Below are 16,979 nucleotides of genomic sequence, written 5' to 3'. Positions count from 1 at the left end.
AATTTGTATGACAAGTTACATCCAAGAAAAGGATAGATGATACATTCCCCTTCGGGGGTGTTTCCATCATAATCTCAATGGGCTATAATAGAAAAATCTTTGCAAAACAAAGGCCGCCATGATACCACACAGCCTGTTTTCCACCACATTCCGACTCGCCTCCCAGGTGCTCCTGAACCTCAAACCGGCGCACATCACCCGTCTGCCGCAACCCCAACCGGGCAAGTCCTACATGCTCTACGCGCATGTGCCATTCTGCGAAATTCTTTGCCCGTACTGTTCCTTCAACCGTTTTCCGTTCAACGAACGCAAAGCCCGTCAGTACTTCAGCGCCTTGCGCGAAGAACTGCGCCTGACTGCCAAACGCGGTTATACCTTTGACACCCTGTACATCGGCGGCGGTACGCCCACCATCCTGATGGATGAACTGATTCAGATCATTGACATGGCGCGCGATTTGTTCGGCATCCGCGAAGTTTCCTGCGAGACCAATCCCAATGATCTGGACGATGAACTGGTACAGGCGCTCAGCAGCCGTGTGCAGCGCCTTTCGGTGGGAGTGCAATCTTTCGATGACAACCTGCTGCGCAAGGTCAACCGGCTGGAGCGTTTTGGCAGCGGCGAACAGATTTTACGCCGCATTCAGCAGGTAGCCGGGGCGTTTGATTCGCTCAACATTGACCTGATCTTCAACTTTCCCGGTCAGGACGAGGCCGTCATCGAGCGGGACATTCAGATGGCGCTCGAATCGAAAGCCAATCAACTCACCTACTACCCGCTGATGACCTCCCCCTCCGTCCGTCAACAATTGAAAAAGACCATTGGTGACGTCACCTTTGACCGCGAAGCGGCCCTCTACGAGTTGATTGTCAACCGGCTTTCCCCCCATTTTGACCTGTCCACCGCGTGGACGTTCTCGCGCAAGGGACGCAATCTGATTGATGAATACATTGTCAAAAGCGAGGAGTATGTGGGGGTCGGGTCGGGGTCGTTCAGTTACCTGAACGGCTCGCTGTATGTCAACACCTTTTCGCTCAATTTTTACCAGCAGTGGGTTTCCAGCGGTACTGCGCCGATTGCCGGAAAACGCCGTTTCAGCCGGCTGGATCAGATGCGCTACCGCTTCATGATGGAACTGTTTGGCCTGCGGCTGGATAAAAAACAGTGGCAGGCTGACTTTGGCGCGCCGGTGGAGCGCTGCCTGCCGGTCGAAATGATCGCCTTTGAAAAAGTGGGCGCTTTTCAAACCAATAACGCCGATGAAATCACCCTCACCCCGCGCGGGCGCTACCTGCTGGTGACCCTCATGCGCGAATTTTTCTCCAGCATCAATCGCGTGCGCGATCAGGCACGCCGGGTTGTACTTGCCAGCGAGCCGCAGGTTTCAGCCGAAACACGCCTCTCCGACGCCAAAGCCTGAAATCCTACTGAATCGGGATGGTTTCTACCATCACGTTCCCCTCGCCAACCGTCTCGGTCAATTCTTTGAGCAGGTGAGGGGTGATACCGGTGGTATCGTTGGGAAATTCCAGCAGAACGCGGTTTCTGCCCTCGAACACATAAAAGGCGAAGCGGTCGCGCCCCGGGGCAGCCCGTAAAATCCCATAAACCCGCTTCAAGCGTTGCACATCCCGCTCACGATCGCCGCTGGAACGTAAGATGACCTTGACCATGCGGATTTCGCCGCTTTCTTCGGAGGGAATGCCCTCCGGCGGGAGCGGTGGCACCAGATAGCGCAGCCCGCCATTCATCGGCAAAGGCGGTTCAGTATTGGCCGGCTGGGACGGTGCAGCAACGCCATCCCCTGCCGGTTTTGCAGGGCTGGCTGGCTTCTTCGCAGCCGGAGCAGGCGGGGCAGACGGTTGGTCTTTACTGCTCGCCTTTACCGCCGGCAGGGAATTGAACAAAAACTCGTCCTCAAAATCGGGCGGGGGTGGCGGTATATCCCCGTCTGCCTCCCCAACCGGGTAGGATGGGCGTGGTTCGGAAACGTGCGAGGGGGTTGTTTCTTGGGGAGGTGTAGCATCCTGGGGAATCTCGCCCATGGAAGCGGCAGGCAGACCGTTTTCTTCATCCGGCAGGTAACACAGGTACGGGTCAATTTCCTGGCCGTTTTCCTCGTATTCAATGAACACCTCGCTGACGCGGTCGGCCAGAATCTTCGGCTCACCATTTTCGTTTTCCAGCCGGCCTTCTACCAGCAGCACCCGGTCGGGTGTGACCAGCGATGCGCACTGCTCCCACACGCGCGGAAAGGCGGTCACATCCACCGTTCCCTGAATGTCCTCCAGCGTGAAGAAGCCCATCCAGTCGCCCTTCTTGGTCTGGTGATTGCGGAAACGGGTTACCATACCGGCTACCACCACCCGCTCTTTGTTGGGCAGTTCACTCAGCTGCGCGCTGAAGCAGATGACCTTACGCTGCAGGGTGGGTAAATAGGGCGTGAGCGGGTGGTCCGAAACATACAGGCCGATCAGTTCACGCTCCCACTCCAGCTGTTCGCGGCGGTCGAGGGCGCTGCTCTGCGGCAGGATGATCTCTTCTTCCACACCGGCAATGCTGCCAAAGAAGGACATCTGCCCCATGTGCAGGGCACGGAAGTGGCTGGCGCTGACCGAGATGATCTGGTCAAGCGCTTCCAGCAACGCCATGCGCGGGCCAAAGACATCCAGCGCGCCCACCCGCACCAGACATTCGAGGGCGCGCTTGCCCACTTTTTGTAAATCGGCGCGGCGGGCAAAATCATTCAGGTCTCGGAAGGGTCCCTCGCGGCGGGCCTCCAGAATCAAATCCACGGGTGCCTGCCCAACATTCTTGACCGCCCCCAACCCAAAGCGGATGGCCGGTTTCTGCCCGGGCCGATCTTCAATAGTGAAATCGTAACCGGAAGCGTTGATGTCCGGTGGCAGGACATCAATGCCCATGTTGCGGCAGTCCGCCACATAAAAGGCCACTTTGGCGGTATCGTTCTTGGAAGCCGAAAGCAGGGCGGTCATGTACTCGACCGGGTAGTGAGCCTTCAGGAAGGCGGTTTGAACGGCGATGATGCCGTAATCGGCGGCATGGCTTTTATTGAACCCATAACGCGCAAACTCTTCCCAATCCTCGAAAATCTGGGCGGCGGTTTCCTGCGGGATGCCGCGCTGGGTTGCGCCTTTGATAAACTTTTCGCGGTGCTTTTCCAGTTTATCTTTCTGTTTTTTGGCAATCGCCTTGCGCAGGTCATCCGATTCGGACAGGGTGTAACCCGCCAGTTCCACCGCAGCCCGCATGATCTGTTCCTGATAAATGGGGATGCCGTAGGTATCCTCGAAGATCGGCTTCATGGCTGGATGGCGGTAGGTGACTTCTTCCTCCCCATGCATGCGGGCAATGTAGCGCGGGATGAATTCCAGCGGGCCAGGACGGTAAAGCGCCACCATGGCGATCACATTATCCACATTGCGTGGCTTCATCTGGGTCAGGTAACGGGTCATGCCCGTGCCTTCCAGTTGAAAGACACCCGCGGTGTGTCCCTGGCTGAGAAACTCGAAGGTGTAGGGGTCGTCCATCGGAATGTTTTCCAGGGTGTACTTGACCCCGTGGCGCTTTTCGATCAGGTCACAGGCACGCTGCATGATCGTCAGGGTCGCCAGCCCCAAAAAGTCCACCTTGAGCAGCCCCAGCGACTCGACAACGGACATTTCAAACTGGGTGACGGTCTTGATGGGTGACTCTTCCGAGCCGCTGGTTGGGCGGTGCAGCGGGATGTACTCGATGATCGGCTTGTCGGTGATGATCACACCGGCGGCGTGGGTGCCGGCGTTGCGAATAGAGCCCTCCATGTGGGCAGCGGTGTCAATCAGTTCTTTCAGGTAGGGCGTGCTGTCGTAGAGGGCTTTCAGCTCGGGAACCTGTTCCAATGCCTCGCGGATGGTGACCGGCTTTCCGGGCACATTGGGAATCAACTTGCTGACCCGGTCGACTTCCGTGAGGGGAATATCCATTACCCGTCCGACATCGCGCACCGCAGCCCGCGCCCCCAGCGTGCCAAAGGTGATGATTTGCGCCACGCGGTCATCCCCGTACTTGCGGGCGCAGTATTCCAGCATCTGCGGGCGTTGATCGTCCTGAAAGTCGAGGTCAATATCCGGCATAGAAATGCGCCCGGGGTTGAGAAATCGCTCAAAAATCAAACCGTGCGCCAGTGGTTCGACATTGGTGATTTCCAGAGTATAAGCGACGATCGAACCGGCTGCCGACCCGCGCGCATTGTACCAGATACCCTTTTCGCGGGCATGGCGGCACAAATCCCACACAATCAGGAAGTAGGCGTCAAAGCCCATCTCATGAATGACCCTCAGTTCATATTCGAGCCGCTCGCGGGCCTTGTCATAGAGCGGAGAGTGATGATAACGACGCTGCAGACCTTCTTCGCACAGGCTGCGCAGGTAAGTTTCTGCTGTACAGCCGGGCGGCACCTCGAACACCGGCAGGTGATAGCCCTTGCTGGAAAGATCCACATTCACCCGTTCGGCAATCAGCAGGGTGTTGTGCAGGGCTTCCGGCACTTCCTTGAAAATTTCTGCCATTTCCTGAGGTGTACGCAGGTAGTAGGTGTCATCGGTCATGCGGAAGCGGTTTTTATCGGTGATCAGCGAACCGGTCTGGATGGCCAGCAGAATGTCCTGATAGCGGGCGTCCTCCGGTTCAATGTAATGGACATCGTTGGTAGCCACAAATCGCGCCGGGTAGCGCGGGGCAAGCTCTTTCAGGGCGCGGTTGATGTCTTCCAGCTCGGGGATTTGATGGCGCTGTAACTCAAAAAAGAAACGATCCTTGCCAAAGACCTCGTAATACCAGTCCACCTGTTTGCGGGCGGCTTCAATGCCTTTTTCCAGAATCAACTGGGGTATCTCGGCTGCCATGCAGCCGGAGGTGGCAATCAGCCCCTCGGCATGGGCGGCTAAAAACTCGTGGTCAATTCGCGGAGCGTAGTAAAAGCCCTCCAGCTGGGCTGCGCTGGCAATTTTGAGCAGATTGCGGTAACCGGTTTCGTTTTCGGCCAGCAGCAACAGGTGAGTGGGGGATTTATCCAGTTTGGGGTCGCGGTCGCGCATCCCGCGCGGGGCGAGGTAGGCTTCCATGCCGATGATCGGTTTGACACCGGCGGCTTTGGCGGCGTTGAAGAACTCAATCACCCCGTACATCGTGCCGTGATCCGTGATCGCCACAGCCGGCATGTTCATCTGCTTGACGCGCTCAACCAGCTTCTTGATATGCGAGAAGCCGTCCAGCAGCGAGTACTGCGTATGAACATGAAGATGGACGAAAGACATGCACGCTCCTTCGTGAACAGGGGTGGGTCTGGTGCGAGAAAATTATAGCATGTCCGTTTGGGCTGCACGGCTGAGGTTTACTTAAAACTTGGCGGGGTGTTGGATTCGTTAATGTAACGGGGGTTTGGGGATAACGTTTATCTTGCCGTCAGGCGGCGTGGCAATCTCCCGCAGAGCCGTGGCGGCAGCATGGCGGGAGACCTCCTGCACTGGTGAGTGTCACTACGTTCGGAGTGATCTTAAGAAGGACATGTCATTGCGAACCGCCGGTTGATTTCACTCCCTCAGCAGTTTTTGGAGGATGGGCAGAGCGTTGCGCAAGGCGCGCGCCCGGTGACTGATTTGATTCTTGGTTTCTTCGCTCAATTCGGCCATGGTAGCATTCCACTCCGGCATGAAAAACAATGGGTCATACCCAAAGCCATTCGTGCCGCGTTCTTCGCCAATGATGAAGCCATCACAGCGCCCCTCGGCAAAGTTAACCTGCCCGGCGGGAGTGGCAATCGCCACCGTGCAGTGGAAATGCGCCCGCCAGCCGGGATCGCCGGGAGGGTGAGGAATGCCACGCAAGCGCTCCAGCAGATAGGCGCGCCGGTCGGCATCGGTTGCAGCGGGTTGCGGGGCAAAGCGTGCCGAGCGGATGCCCGGCTCGTTGTTCAGCGCCTCTACCTCCAGCCCGGAATCATCCGCCAGACTGACCAGGCCGCTGGCTGCGGCAAAGGCGCGCGCCTTGAGGGCCGCATTTTCGGCATAGGACGCGCCGCTTTCTTCCACTTCGAGCACCAGTCCCACCGCCGCCGGAGTGACCAGTTCCAGCGGCAGGCCGCTCAATATCGCCTGAATTTCGCGCATCTTGCCGGGGTTGTTGGTTGCAATCAATAGTTTCATGGTAATTACTTGGATTTTTATTAAATTAATCTTAATAACTTGACTAGTCCGGTAGGATATGTTATAATGAAGCAACCCGGTATTATACCTGCGATTATTGACCTGTGACCCATCCACGTTATCCTCTGCGGATTAATATTGGCTTTTTATTCAATCAGCCAATCGGGACAAACCGAGATTTTACATTCGACTTCCCGATCGTTTCTTTATCTGCCGATTTTGAGGTCACCCAGTTCAACGGCACTGCCCACATCAGCCGTACCCCGCAAGGGCTGCTGGTGGAAGCGGATTTTACCGGTTTTCTGATTCAGGAATGCGTGCGCTGTCTTGAAGAGTTTGCTCAACCGCTCCACACCCATTATACCGAGTTATTCACGTTCCGTTTCCGCCGCAATGTGGAAACCGAACTGGTCGTTCCTGATGATGGGTACATCAACCTTGCACCGCTCACCCGTGACTATCTTCTGCTGGAACTGCCCATCAAACCGATTTGCCGCCCCGACTGCAAAGGACTTTGCCCGGTATGCGGCGTCAACCTGAACGAAACGATTTGCGAACATCATGTACAGGTCTTGCTCGAATAACCGGCGTTCAGGCAAGGGATGGATTTGCAACACTTTGTGAGGTTTACCTTTCGTACTCAACTTTGTTTACCAGATTGGGAAAAAACTGCCCGGACGGCTGCTGGCGGCAGCCCGTCCGCGGACAGCAGGCAGGCTGCGCGTGAACTTCCTCACGACGCAGGGGGAAAACTGTGTCCAACGTGGACACCTTCATCAGCGGGGTTATGAAGTCAGGAGGACATCGTGAGTAATCCGAGCCGACGTAAAAAGAGTACTGAAAAAATTCGTTTGTTGCTGGAAAAAGCCGACATCCAGGGCTACCTGACCACCGAGGATTTAATCGAAGTCTATCCAGATGTGGGTCAGGACGTGGAACGCTACTACACCATCGTCAGCGCACTGCGCCGCCGGGGGGTCGAGTTTTACGAGCCCGATGCCGAACTTTCGCAAACCGATGATGATACCCCCCTGGAGGGGGAAAGCGACTACAGCAACTATCTTTCCGGCGAATCCTTTTCCAGCGACGATACCATTGGGCTCTACCTGAAGGAAATGTCGCGCGTGCCGCTTTTGAGCGGGGACGAGGAAGTCGAACTGGCCAAACGGATCGAGCGGGGACGCCAGGCAAAGCGCGAACTGGAAAAACTGCCCGCCCGCGGTAACACCACCCGCCGCCGCCAGCTGGAAGCGCTGATTAACGACGGACTGCAGGCACGCGAACACCTCATTAAAGCCAACACCCGTCTGGTAGTCAGCATCGCCAAACGCTACATGGGGCGCGGCGTTCCGTTCCTGGATCTGATTCAAGAGGGCAACCTCGGCTTGATGAAAGCCGTCGAAAAATTTGAGTACAAGCGCGGCTTTCGTTTTTCCACTTACGCCACATGGTGGATTCGCCAGACCATCAGTCGTTCGATCGCCGATCAGGGGCGCACCATCCGCGTGCCGGTTCACATGGTGGACCGCATCCGCCAGTTATATCGCCGCACGCACGAAATGGAACAAAAACTGGGGCGCGCCCCGAACAACGAAGAACTGGCCGAAGAACTGGGGGTTTCCACCGATAAAGTGGAGTGGATGATGCGGGTTTCGTGGTTACCGGTCTCCCTCGAAAGCCCGATCAACGATGATGATGAAGAATCGGAATTGGGCATGTTCGTCGAGGATCAGGTGACCCCCTCCCCGATTCAGACGGCCTATACCAACATGCTGCGCGAGAAGATCGAGGCCGTGCTGGAAACCCTGCCACCGCGTGAAGCGCGCATCCTGCGCCTGCGCTACGGGTTGGAAAACGGCCACCAGTACACGCTGGAAGAAGTGGGACAAAAGTTTGGGCTGACCCGTGAGCGCATTCGCCAGATCGAGGGCAAAGCCCTGCGCCGCCTGCGCCACCCGCGCCGGTCGAGGCAGTTGAAAGAGTATTTGCTTTGAAATTAATCAGCCGTTTTTCCCGAAAGAGATTTCGGGTAGAATGCGCTATTTTTAGAAATTTTGTATAAAATTAACTGTAAGCAACCAAAAGTACAGTTAATTCTATGCACATTCTTCGAAAACCAAAATTTCCATGTCTTTCGACGTTGGATTTGGAGATTGAATCACCCCTCAAGCGTTGAGGTTGTAAATTCCTATCAAAAAGACAACCCGCCGGTGCGTTGGCTACCGGAAACAGGCTGGCAATTTGATCAGCTCCCTCCGCCATAAAGATACGCCTTTCCTGCCTTCCTGAGACACCTGACACCGGCGGGCGGCTTTGCCCGGGTTGTTGAGAAAGCCGTCCGCTAAAATCCAACCCCGCCCGGCAACTCAGGTTACAATTGCATGGATGAAGACTGCCTCGCCCGGCGAATTACCCGACCTGAAAGGCCTTGACCTGCGTCCCGCGGTGGAAGAAACCTGCCGGCTGCTGCTGGAGCTTTCCTCTGCTGAGCAGGTGCTGGTCTACGCCCGTCAGGGCGATTCCACCCTCTACGACCCGCTGTACGCACTCGGGCGCTTCTCGCGCCCAGAAAAGGCCGCTTTCTGGTCCACCTCGCCGGATACCACAACTGACCTGCTGGCAGAGGCTCTTCACCGCCGCTTCGATCCACTCTGGGTCAACGAGGAAACCGCCCGCCATTCTCTGCGCGCTTCCATCCTTGACCACCTGGAAGGCCGGTCCTATCTGGGGCTAACCCTCCATAATCGCTCTCAGCCGCTGGGATTCCTGCTGCTTGGCTGGGAACAGAGCAGTATCCACCTGCCGGAACAACGCCTGCGCCTGATTCGAGCGCTGGGGCGTTCGCTGGCGCTGGCGTTGGATAATGCCCGCCTGTACGAACTGGCCTCCCAGCAAGTCTTTCAGGCCATCCGCCTGCAGGAAATTGGGGCGGCCATTTTACAGCAAATCGAATTGAAAGAAGTGCTGGCGCTGGTCACCCATGGCGCCATGCAGTTGACTTCGGCTTCGGGGTGTGTGCTGCGCCTGCATGAACCGCCCGCCGGGCTGACGGTGGTTCACCAGAGCGGCAACCCGCCCCTGCTGGGTGAAGACGACTGGCAACCGGTTCAAATGCTCACCCGCCGCGATCCGCTGCTGGTCAACCTGCCACCCAACCCCCCGCTCATCGCTGACGATCTGGCCCTGCTGGCTTTGCCGCTGGCGGGTGAGGATGGACAGGCCATCGGCGTGCTGGAACTGTACCACAAACGCCGTTACCTGAGCGCAGCCGACTTGCAGATTGCCCGCTCGTTTGCGGCCCAGGCTGCCATTGCCATCCAGCATGCCCGCCTGTACCGGCGCATTCAGCAAACCGCCGTCGCCGAAGAACGCGCCCGGCTGGCGCGCGACCTGCACGATTCGATCAGTCAGGCGCTCTATGCCGCCTCGCTGTACACCCGCGCCGCCGAAAGGCAGATCAAAAGCGGCAATCTGGAGGCGGTCCAGTCTCATCTGGATGAAATCGGCATAACCCTGCGCAGCGCGCTGACCGAGCTGCGCCTGCTGATCTTTGAACTGCGCCCCCCGATGCTGGAACAGGCTGGTTTGAGCGGTGCGTTGTTTCACCGCTTGAAATCGGTGGAGGAACGCGCCGGCACACAGGTCGAATGGCAGAGCAATTTGAACACCCCTCTGCCGCGCCGCCTGGAAGAAAACCTGTACCGCATCGCTCAGGAAGCCCTCAACAACAGCCTAAAACACGCCCGCGCCGGACAGGTCAGCGTGCGACTGGAAGAGCAGCCCGGCCTGATCCGCCTGCGAATTGCGGATAACGGAGCCGGGTTTGTGCCCGGCAGTGGTCAGAGCAGCGGCATGGGGTTGAAAATCATGCAAGAACGCGCCGCTCAAATCAACGCCCGTTTGAGCATTGAAAGCGCCCCCGGCGCAGGAACGGTCATTTTGGTGGAGGTTCCTTATGGAGACGATTCGGGTACTGCTGGTGGATGATCATCCGGTGGTGCGCAAAGGCATTCGCGCCATGCTGGAAAGCGAAAAAGGGATGCAGGTGGTGGGCGAATGCTCCGATGGCGAGCAGGCCGTGCGCCAGTACGCCGCTTTGCGCCCGGATGTGGTGCTGATGGATCTGGTCATGCCGCAGATGGACGGCATCGAGGCCATCCGCCGGATATTGGAAATGGACGGGAACGCCCGTCTGCTGGTGCTGACCAGCTTTTCCACGGATGATAAGGTATTTGCCGCATTGCAAGCCGGCGCAGCCGGTTACCTGCTCAAAGATTCCGATCCGGATGACCTGCTGCGCGCCATCCGGCAGGTTCATCGCGGCGAATCTTCCCTGCACCCGGCTGTGGCGCGCAAATTGCTCAGCGAGATGACCCAACCGCGCCTACCGGCTGAGCCAGACCCGCTCACCGAACGGGAAAAAGAAGTGCTCGCCTACATTGCTCAGGGCCTCAGCAATCAGGAAATTGCCGAGAAGATGGTGGTCAGCAAAGCCACCGTCCATTCGCACGTCAGCCGCATTCTGGCCAAGTTGCAGCTGGACAGCCGCACCCAGGCGGCCCTGTACGCCATCCAGAAGGGCTACATCACCCTGCCCAAAACGACGCAGAGTTGAAAGGGAGCAATCTCCCCCACCACCAGCAAAGTTTCTTTACGCCTTTCGCCTCTTGACACCAGGGCGCAAAGGTTTGGAGCATGATTCCTCCTTGCGGCTTTGCGCCTTTGGGTGAACAGCGGGCCAATTTGCCGCACAGGGCCAACTGAGCCCCCACTGCATCCGGCACAACCTGATTCCAGGGGGCTACAACCTCATCCAAACGCCGATCAATTAGAACACTTTTTCTCAACCAAAATATGGAAATCGCCCCGTGACGATTTCCATATTTTGGATTAAGCCGTTTCCAAAATCGGGTGGATGACTTATCCAGCCCCCGGTTGTATCCTTAGAGCGTACTCAACGATTGGAGGATTTGCATGAAACATGCTCTGGTTCAACACTGGATGACCAGCCCGGCCATCACCTGCGACCCGGCTACCCGCCTGCATGACGGATTGCGCATCATGAACCGCCACCAGATCCGCGCCATGCCAATTGTGGATGGCGGGCGGCTGGTGGGTATCGTCACCAAGCGCGATCTGCTGCGCGCCGATGTGACCCCCGTCATCCGCGATTCGTGGGAGCAGTACCGCATGGCCGGCAACCTGACCATGGATAAAATCATGACCACCGGAGTGATTACCACCCGCCCGGATGTGCCGGTGGCAAAAGCCGCCCGCGTGCTGATGGAAAACAAAATCACCGCTCTGCCAGTGCTCGACCGTCAGCAAAACCTTGTGGGTATGTTAACCTCCTCCGACATTTTCCGCGTGGTGATTGAAGAAGTGCCGCTGCTGAACGAGACCATCCGCGTTCACGAGTACATGACCGCCGATGTTCAAACCGCCGAACCCACCACCACGCTACTGGCGGCTCAACGCATGATGGCGGTCAAACGCATTCGCGCCCTGCCGGTGCTGCAAAACGGCCTGCTGATCGGCATTGTCACCCGCACCGACCTGCTCAGCGCCGCCCCCTCGGTGGTGACCACCCAGGGTCGGCTGGAAGTCACCGAAATGGTGCTGAACACCCCCTTGCAGTTCATCATGACCACCAAACCGATCACCATCGGCGAGGAGCAGCCCATCACCGAAGCCGCCCGCCTGATGCTGGCGAACAAAATCCACGCCTTACCGGTGCTGGATTCCGATCAGGACTTGTGCGGCATCATCACCGAAACCGATTTGTTCCGCCTCGTCGTCCACAAATTCCTAGGCTAATCCGAGAGGTACCCATGACAAACGCAACCATCACCACCGAAACCAAAGAACAGGAAAAAAGCCGCGAAACCTGCAAGCACTTCGTCCCCGATATGAGCGATAAGCGCTGGAAACTGGTGGCCGCCACCATGAAAAAGAACAACTACAACCCGCGCGCGCTGATCGAGGTGCTGCACGTCGTCCAGGATTCCTTCGGCTACATTGACTATGACGCCATGGCTTATGTTGCCCGCGAGTTGAAAGTTCCTTTTTCCAAAGTCTACGGCGTGGTGACTTTTTACCACGGTTTCATGAGCAAACCCGCCGGCGAGCATACCCTCGTGCTTTGCACCGGCACAGCCTGCTATGTCAAAGGCAACGACCAGATCACCGACTGGCTGAAAGAGCGCTTTGGACTGGACCCCAACCAGACCACGCCAGATAACAAACTGTCCTTCATGGCGGCTCGCTGTGTGGGCGCTTGCGGTCTCGCCCCGGTCATGATTCTGGATGGCCAGATTGTCGGCAAGTTGAGTGTGGAAGAAATGAAAGCCAAAATTGAGGAGTGGCTGAGCGATGACAACAACCAATGAAATCAACCTCGAAGAAATCATCCGCAAACAGCGCGAAGAATTGGAACGCTACCAGCACATCATCCACGTGTGCGGCAGCACCGGCTGCGTATCGTCCGACAGTCAGGCGGTACTGGCAGCCTTTGAGAAAGAAGTCAAATTCCTTGGCTTGGAAGACAAGGTGCTGGTCAAGCAAGTCGGCTGCATGGGATTGTGCGCCGCCGGCCCGGTCGTTTCGATCAAACCGGATAACCTGCTTTACAAAACCGTCAAAGTTGAGGACGTGCCGCAGATTTTGCGGGCTTTGCTCAAAGGCGAAGCGGTGGAAGAACTGCGGATTGACACCAATCAACCCTTCTTCACCCGCCAGCACAAGGTGACGCTGGAAAACTCCGGCGTGATTAACCCCGAAAAAATTGAAGATTACATCCTCCACGATGGCTACAAAGCCCTGCTGCAAGTGATCACCGCCATGAGTCCGCAAGGGGTGATTGACGAAATCAAAAAGTCCGGCTTGCGTGGGCGGGGCGGCGGTGGTTTTCCCACCGGCAACAAGTGGCAAATTGTCCACGATGCCCCCGGCGGGTTGAAGTACGTCATCTGCAATGCCGATGAAGGCGACCCCGGCGCCTTCATGGATCGTTCGATCATCGAATCCGATCCGCACGCCGTGCTGGAAGGTATGGCCATTGCCGCTTACGCGGTCGGCGCCTCCCGCGGGTTTGTGTACGTGCGTGCCGAATACCCGCTGGCGGTCAAACGGCTGCGCACGGCCATCCGTCAGGCCGAGCGGGCTGGCTTTTTGGGCGAAAACATCCACGGCAGCGGCTTTTCCTTCTCCGTCGAAATCCGCCTGGGAGCCGGCGCATTTGTGTGCGGTGAAGAAACCGCCCTGATCAGTTCCATTGAAGGCGAGCGGGGTATGCCGCGCCCGCGCCCGCCTTACCCGGCCATCAGCGGGCTGGATGGCAAACCCACCCTGATCAACAACGTGGAAACCTACGCCAACGTACCGGCCATCATCCGCAATGGCGGAGAGTGGTTTGCCTCCATCGGCACCGAAAAGAGCAAAGGCACCAAAGTATTTGCCCTGACCGGCAAAATTGCCAACACCGGCCTGGTGGAAGTGCCAATGGGCATCACCCTGCGCGAGATCATCTTTGACATCGGCGGGGGCGTGCCGAACGGACACCGCTTCAAGGCCGTGCAGACCGGCGGGCCTTCGGGCGGTTGTATTCCCGAAGAGCTGCTGGATACACCGGTGGACTACGAAAACCTGACCCGCCTCGGTTCGATCATGGGTTCGGGCGGGATGATCGTGATTGACGACACCTCCGATATTGTCAGTGTGGCGCGTTACTTCATGGAATTCAGCATGGACGAATCCTGCGGTAAGTGCGTGCCATGCCGGATTGGGACGGTCAAAATCTACCACATCCTCAACAAGTTTTTGGAAGGCAACGCCACCGAAGCCGATCTGGAACAGATGGAAGCCCTGTGCGAAATGATGCAAACCACCAGCCTGTGCGGATTGGGCAAATCGGCGCCCAACCCGGTGCTGAGTTCGCTCAAATACTTCCGTCACGAGTACCTGAGCAAAATCCGCCGCAGTGAGCAGTCCGAAGAAGTCAACGCAGCAGCTGCCCTCGGCCAGTAAGTCTCCTCCCTGCAAGGCTGGCAGCCATCTCTGGTCGGCAGAGGGCTGCCAGCCGCCACCTTTGAACCGTGAACCCGGCGTATAATAAGCGGAACAAACCCATGGACACACCCAAAACCGTATTGCATGTTTGTATGGGGTCAGCCTGTCATCAGGCCGGCGTGTTTGAAATTCTGCCCGTTCTGCAAAGCCTGATCGAAGAATACGGCTTGCAGGATCGGCTGGAATTGAAGGGAGCCTTTTGCCTGGGCACCTGTGCGCGCGCGATTGTGCTGAAATTCGACGAAGACTCCATCCTGGACATCAACCGCCGCAATGTGCGCGAAAAATTCATCCGTGAGGTGTTGAGCAAAGTGGGAGTTGCCGAGTCATGAAATCGCTGTGGGAATTGTTATGGGATTACGACCCGAACGGGCTGGTGGTGATGACGCCGCAGATGATCATTCAGGTGGTCAATCCGGCGTTTTGCCGTATGTTCCGCGCCGAACCGCAAGATTTGATCGGACGGAATGCCGCCGAGGTGCTGGAAGATGTCAGCCATTTTCAGCAGGTGTGGCAGAGCGGGCAGGCAATGGTGGGCATCGAGCGCGAGTACCCGCAATACGACCTGTATGTCCGCAAGGTCATCTTTCCGGTGCGTGAGGAAGGGGTGGTAGCCGGCATCATGGTAGACCTGACCCACGAGTGGAAACAGCGCAGCGAAATGCAAAACCTGCGCCGCGAAACCATCCTCAAAGTTCATGCCGTGGTGGATAAGCAGATGAGCGTGGCTCAGAAGATTGCCGGCTTGCTGGGCGAAACCACCGCCGAAACCAAAGTCAGCCTGCTGAAACTGCTGGAACTGGTCGAAAAAGAACAGGGATGAACGGCATCTTCCTCGATATTTTTCAAAAACAGCTCAACAAAGCCGGTGAAGAACTGTGCGGCGATCAGGTGCGCACCCTCAAAACCCCAGAACGCACCACGATTGTCGTTTCAGACGGTCTAAGCAGCGGGGTGAAAGCCAGCATCCTCGCCACGCTGACCACCGAGATCATCATCACCATGCTGCGCGAGGAAGCCGCCCTGCGCGAGGTGATTGACACGGTCATCCGCACCTTGCCGGTAGACCGCGAGCGGCGGATTGCCTACGCCACCTTTACCATTCTGACGGTGGATCATCACGATTATTCATTCCGCATCATCAATTTCGACAACCCACCGCCGTTTTACTTCAAAAACGGCGTTTGTACGGCGCTGGAGATGGAACAACAAAAGATACTCAATAAAAAAATTACCCTCTACCGCGGACAGCTGGAACTGGGCGACTTTTTGGGACTGGTCAGTGACGGGGTGCTGTACGCCGGTTTGGGCACAACCATGAACTTCGGCTGGGGCTGGGAGAACATCGCCCGTTACATTCAGGATGAAGTCTATGCCCGGCCGGTATATGCCGCTCACACGGTGGTCAACAGTGTGATGAGCACCACCTACCGTTTATATGGCTTTCGGCCGGGTGACGATTCAACCTTTGTGGGCATTCTGGCGCGCAAACGCAACGCGTTGATGATCTTCAGCGGGCCGCCGATTGATGATGGGCATGACTATGTGTATGTAGACCGTCTGCTGGCGTTCGAGGGCCGTAAAGCCGTCTGCGGCGGAACGACGGCCAATATCGTTGCCAGCTTTCTGAAAACCAGTGTGGAAACACGCCTGGAAACGATGCGGGCGGACATCCCCGCCATCGGCCGCCTGCCGGGCATTGATCTGGTCACCGAAGGGATTTTGACGATGGCGGCCGCGCTCGAGCTGCTGCGCGCCAGCAAAGGCTCGCTGGAAAATCTTGCCCCGGATGAAAATGGGGCCTACCTGCTGACCCGTGAAATGCTCAACGCCGATGCGATTTACTTTCTGGTCGGCCAGTCCATCAATCCGGTCTATCAAAACCCGCTGCTACCGCGCAACATTTCGATCCGCCGTTATCTGATCGAACGGATCGCCGAAGTGTTGCAATCGTATAACAAAGACGTGCAGATCGAGTATTGCTAACCCCCTCTAAAGCGTCAATCGCCGGGGTGAGGGGGGCACCCAGGCGATTGACACTTTTAATATAGCATGAAATTCTTAGAAATTTATTAAAATTGGCGGGTTTTTCATTGCAATTTCATTGCAAAAAATTTCACTGGTGGCAACCCCGCTACATGGCAAAAAAGGGGAGACATCAACCGGTTTACGTCAGTTACTGCGAGCAAGCGCTAGCGAGGACGGCAATCTCCCGCAGAGCCGGCGGGGAGACCCCTCACTCCGTTCGGGGTGACATTAAGGGGTTTACTTCATTGCGAGCGAGCGCTAGCGAGCGCGGCAATCTCCCACAAGACCGGCGGGGAGACCCCTCACTCCGTTCGGGGTGACATTAAGGGGTTTACGTTATTGCGAGCAAGCGCTAGCGAGGACGGCAATCTCCCACAAGACCGGCGGGGAGACCCCTCACTCCGTTCGGGGTGACATTAAGGGGTTTACGTCATTGCAAGCGAGCGCAGCGAGCGCGGCAATCTCCCGCAGAGCCGGCGGGGAGACCCCTCACTCCGTTCGGGGTGACATTAAGGGGTTTACTTCATTGCGAGCAAGCGCAGCGAGCGTGGCAATCTCCCACAAGACCGGCGGGGAGACCCCTCACTCCGTTCGGGGTGACATTAAGGGGTTTACTTCATTGCGAGCAAGCGCAGCGAGCGCGGCAATCTCCCCCAAAGCCTTGGCGGAGGCACGGCG

At 57.2% G+C, this 16,979-nt stretch carries 13 protein-coding genes; 11 read left to right on the top strand and 2 right to left on the bottom strand.

Going from position 1 to position 16,979, the window contains the following annotated elements:
• Positions 1–118: 118 nt before the first annotated feature.
• Positions 119–1,420: a coproporphyrinogen III oxidase family protein gene (locus tag AC812_RS01470; protein WP_061913077.1), complete on the top strand. Its 1,302-nt coding sequence runs from the start codon at positions 119–121 to the stop codon at positions 1,418–1,420.
• A 4-nt stretch (positions 1,421–1,424) separates the two neighbouring features.
• Here AC812_RS01470 and AC812_RS01465 read toward each other — a convergent pair whose 3' ends face one another.
• Positions 1,425–5,318: a DNA polymerase III subunit alpha gene (locus AC812_RS01465; RefSeq protein ID WP_061913076.1), complete on the bottom strand. Its 3,894-nt coding sequence runs from the start codon at positions 5,316–5,318 to the stop codon at positions 1,425–1,427.
• A 276-nt stretch (positions 5,319–5,594) separates the two neighbouring features.
• On the bottom strand, positions 5,595–6,206 hold the full coding sequence (gene rdgB, locus AC812_RS01460; RefSeq protein ID WP_061913075.1) for an RdgB/HAM1 family non-canonical purine NTP pyrophosphatase: 612 nt from the start codon (positions 6,204–6,206) through the stop codon (positions 5,595–5,597).
• Positions 6,207–6,310: 104 nt separating this feature from the next.
• Between rdgB and AC812_RS01455 the strand changes: the two genes are divergently transcribed.
• From AC812_RS01455 to AC812_RS01410, 10 genes are all read left to right on the top strand, one after another.
• Positions 6,311–6,790: a YceD family protein gene (locus tag AC812_RS01455; protein ID WP_061913074.1), complete on the top strand. Its 480-nt coding sequence runs from the start codon at positions 6,311–6,313 to the stop codon at positions 6,788–6,790.
• Positions 6,791–7,012: 222 nt separating this feature from the next.
• Positions 7,013–8,200, top strand: a complete 1,188-nt coding sequence (locus tag AC812_RS01450) for a sigma-70 family RNA polymerase sigma factor (protein WP_061913073.1) — start codon at positions 7,013–7,015, stop codon at positions 8,198–8,200.
• Positions 8,201–8,531: 331 nt separating this feature from the next.
• Complete coding sequence (locus tag AC812_RS01445) at positions 8,532–10,193, top strand: sensor histidine kinase (protein WP_169787243.1); 1,662 nt, start codon at positions 8,532–8,534, stop codon at positions 10,191–10,193.
• Positions 10,162–10,821: a response regulator gene (locus tag AC812_RS01440; protein WP_061913071.1), complete on the top strand. Its 660-nt coding sequence runs from the start codon at positions 10,162–10,164 to the stop codon at positions 10,819–10,821. The genes AC812_RS01445 and AC812_RS01440 overlap by 32 nt, the downstream gene beginning before the upstream one ends.
• Positions 10,822–11,180: 359 nt before the next feature.
• On the top strand, positions 11,181–12,023 hold the full coding sequence (locus AC812_RS01435) for a CBS domain-containing protein (RefSeq protein ID WP_061913070.1): 843 nt from the start codon (positions 11,181–11,183) through the stop codon (positions 12,021–12,023).
• A 14-nt stretch (positions 12,024–12,037) separates the two neighbouring features.
• Entirely contained in the window at positions 12,038–12,595 is a 558-nt protein-coding gene (locus AC812_RS01430; protein WP_082148870.1) for an NAD(P)H-dependent oxidoreductase subunit E, read from the top strand.
• Entirely contained in the window at positions 12,579–14,231 is a 1,653-nt protein-coding gene (locus AC812_RS01425) for a NuoF family protein (RefSeq protein ID WP_082148869.1), read from the top strand. Before AC812_RS01430 ends, AC812_RS01425 begins: the two co-directional genes overlap by 17 nt.
• Before the next feature lie 101 nt (positions 14,232–14,332).
• Positions 14,333–14,605: a (2Fe-2S) ferredoxin domain-containing protein gene (locus AC812_RS01420; RefSeq protein ID WP_061913069.1), complete on the top strand. Its 273-nt coding sequence runs from the start codon at positions 14,333–14,335 to the stop codon at positions 14,603–14,605.
• Entirely contained in the window at positions 14,602–15,096 is a 495-nt protein-coding gene (locus AC812_RS01415; RefSeq protein ID WP_061913068.1) for a PAS domain-containing protein, read from the top strand. The genes AC812_RS01420 and AC812_RS01415 overlap by 4 nt, the downstream gene beginning before the upstream one ends.
• Entirely contained in the window at positions 15,093–16,259 is a 1,167-nt protein-coding gene (locus tag AC812_RS01410; RefSeq protein ID WP_061913067.1) for a SpoIIE family protein phosphatase, read from the top strand. The genes AC812_RS01415 and AC812_RS01410 overlap by 4 nt, the downstream gene beginning before the upstream one ends.
• Positions 16,260–16,979 lie beyond the last annotated feature (720 nt).

The organism is Bellilinea caldifistulae (assembly GCF_001306055.1).
GTDB lineage: Bacteria > Chloroflexota > Anaerolineae > Anaerolineales > Anaerolineaceae > Bellilinea > Bellilinea caldifistulae.
The sequence above is the reverse complement of the archived record's forward strand: the minus strand, read 5'-3'. Positions and strand labels throughout refer to the sequence as shown.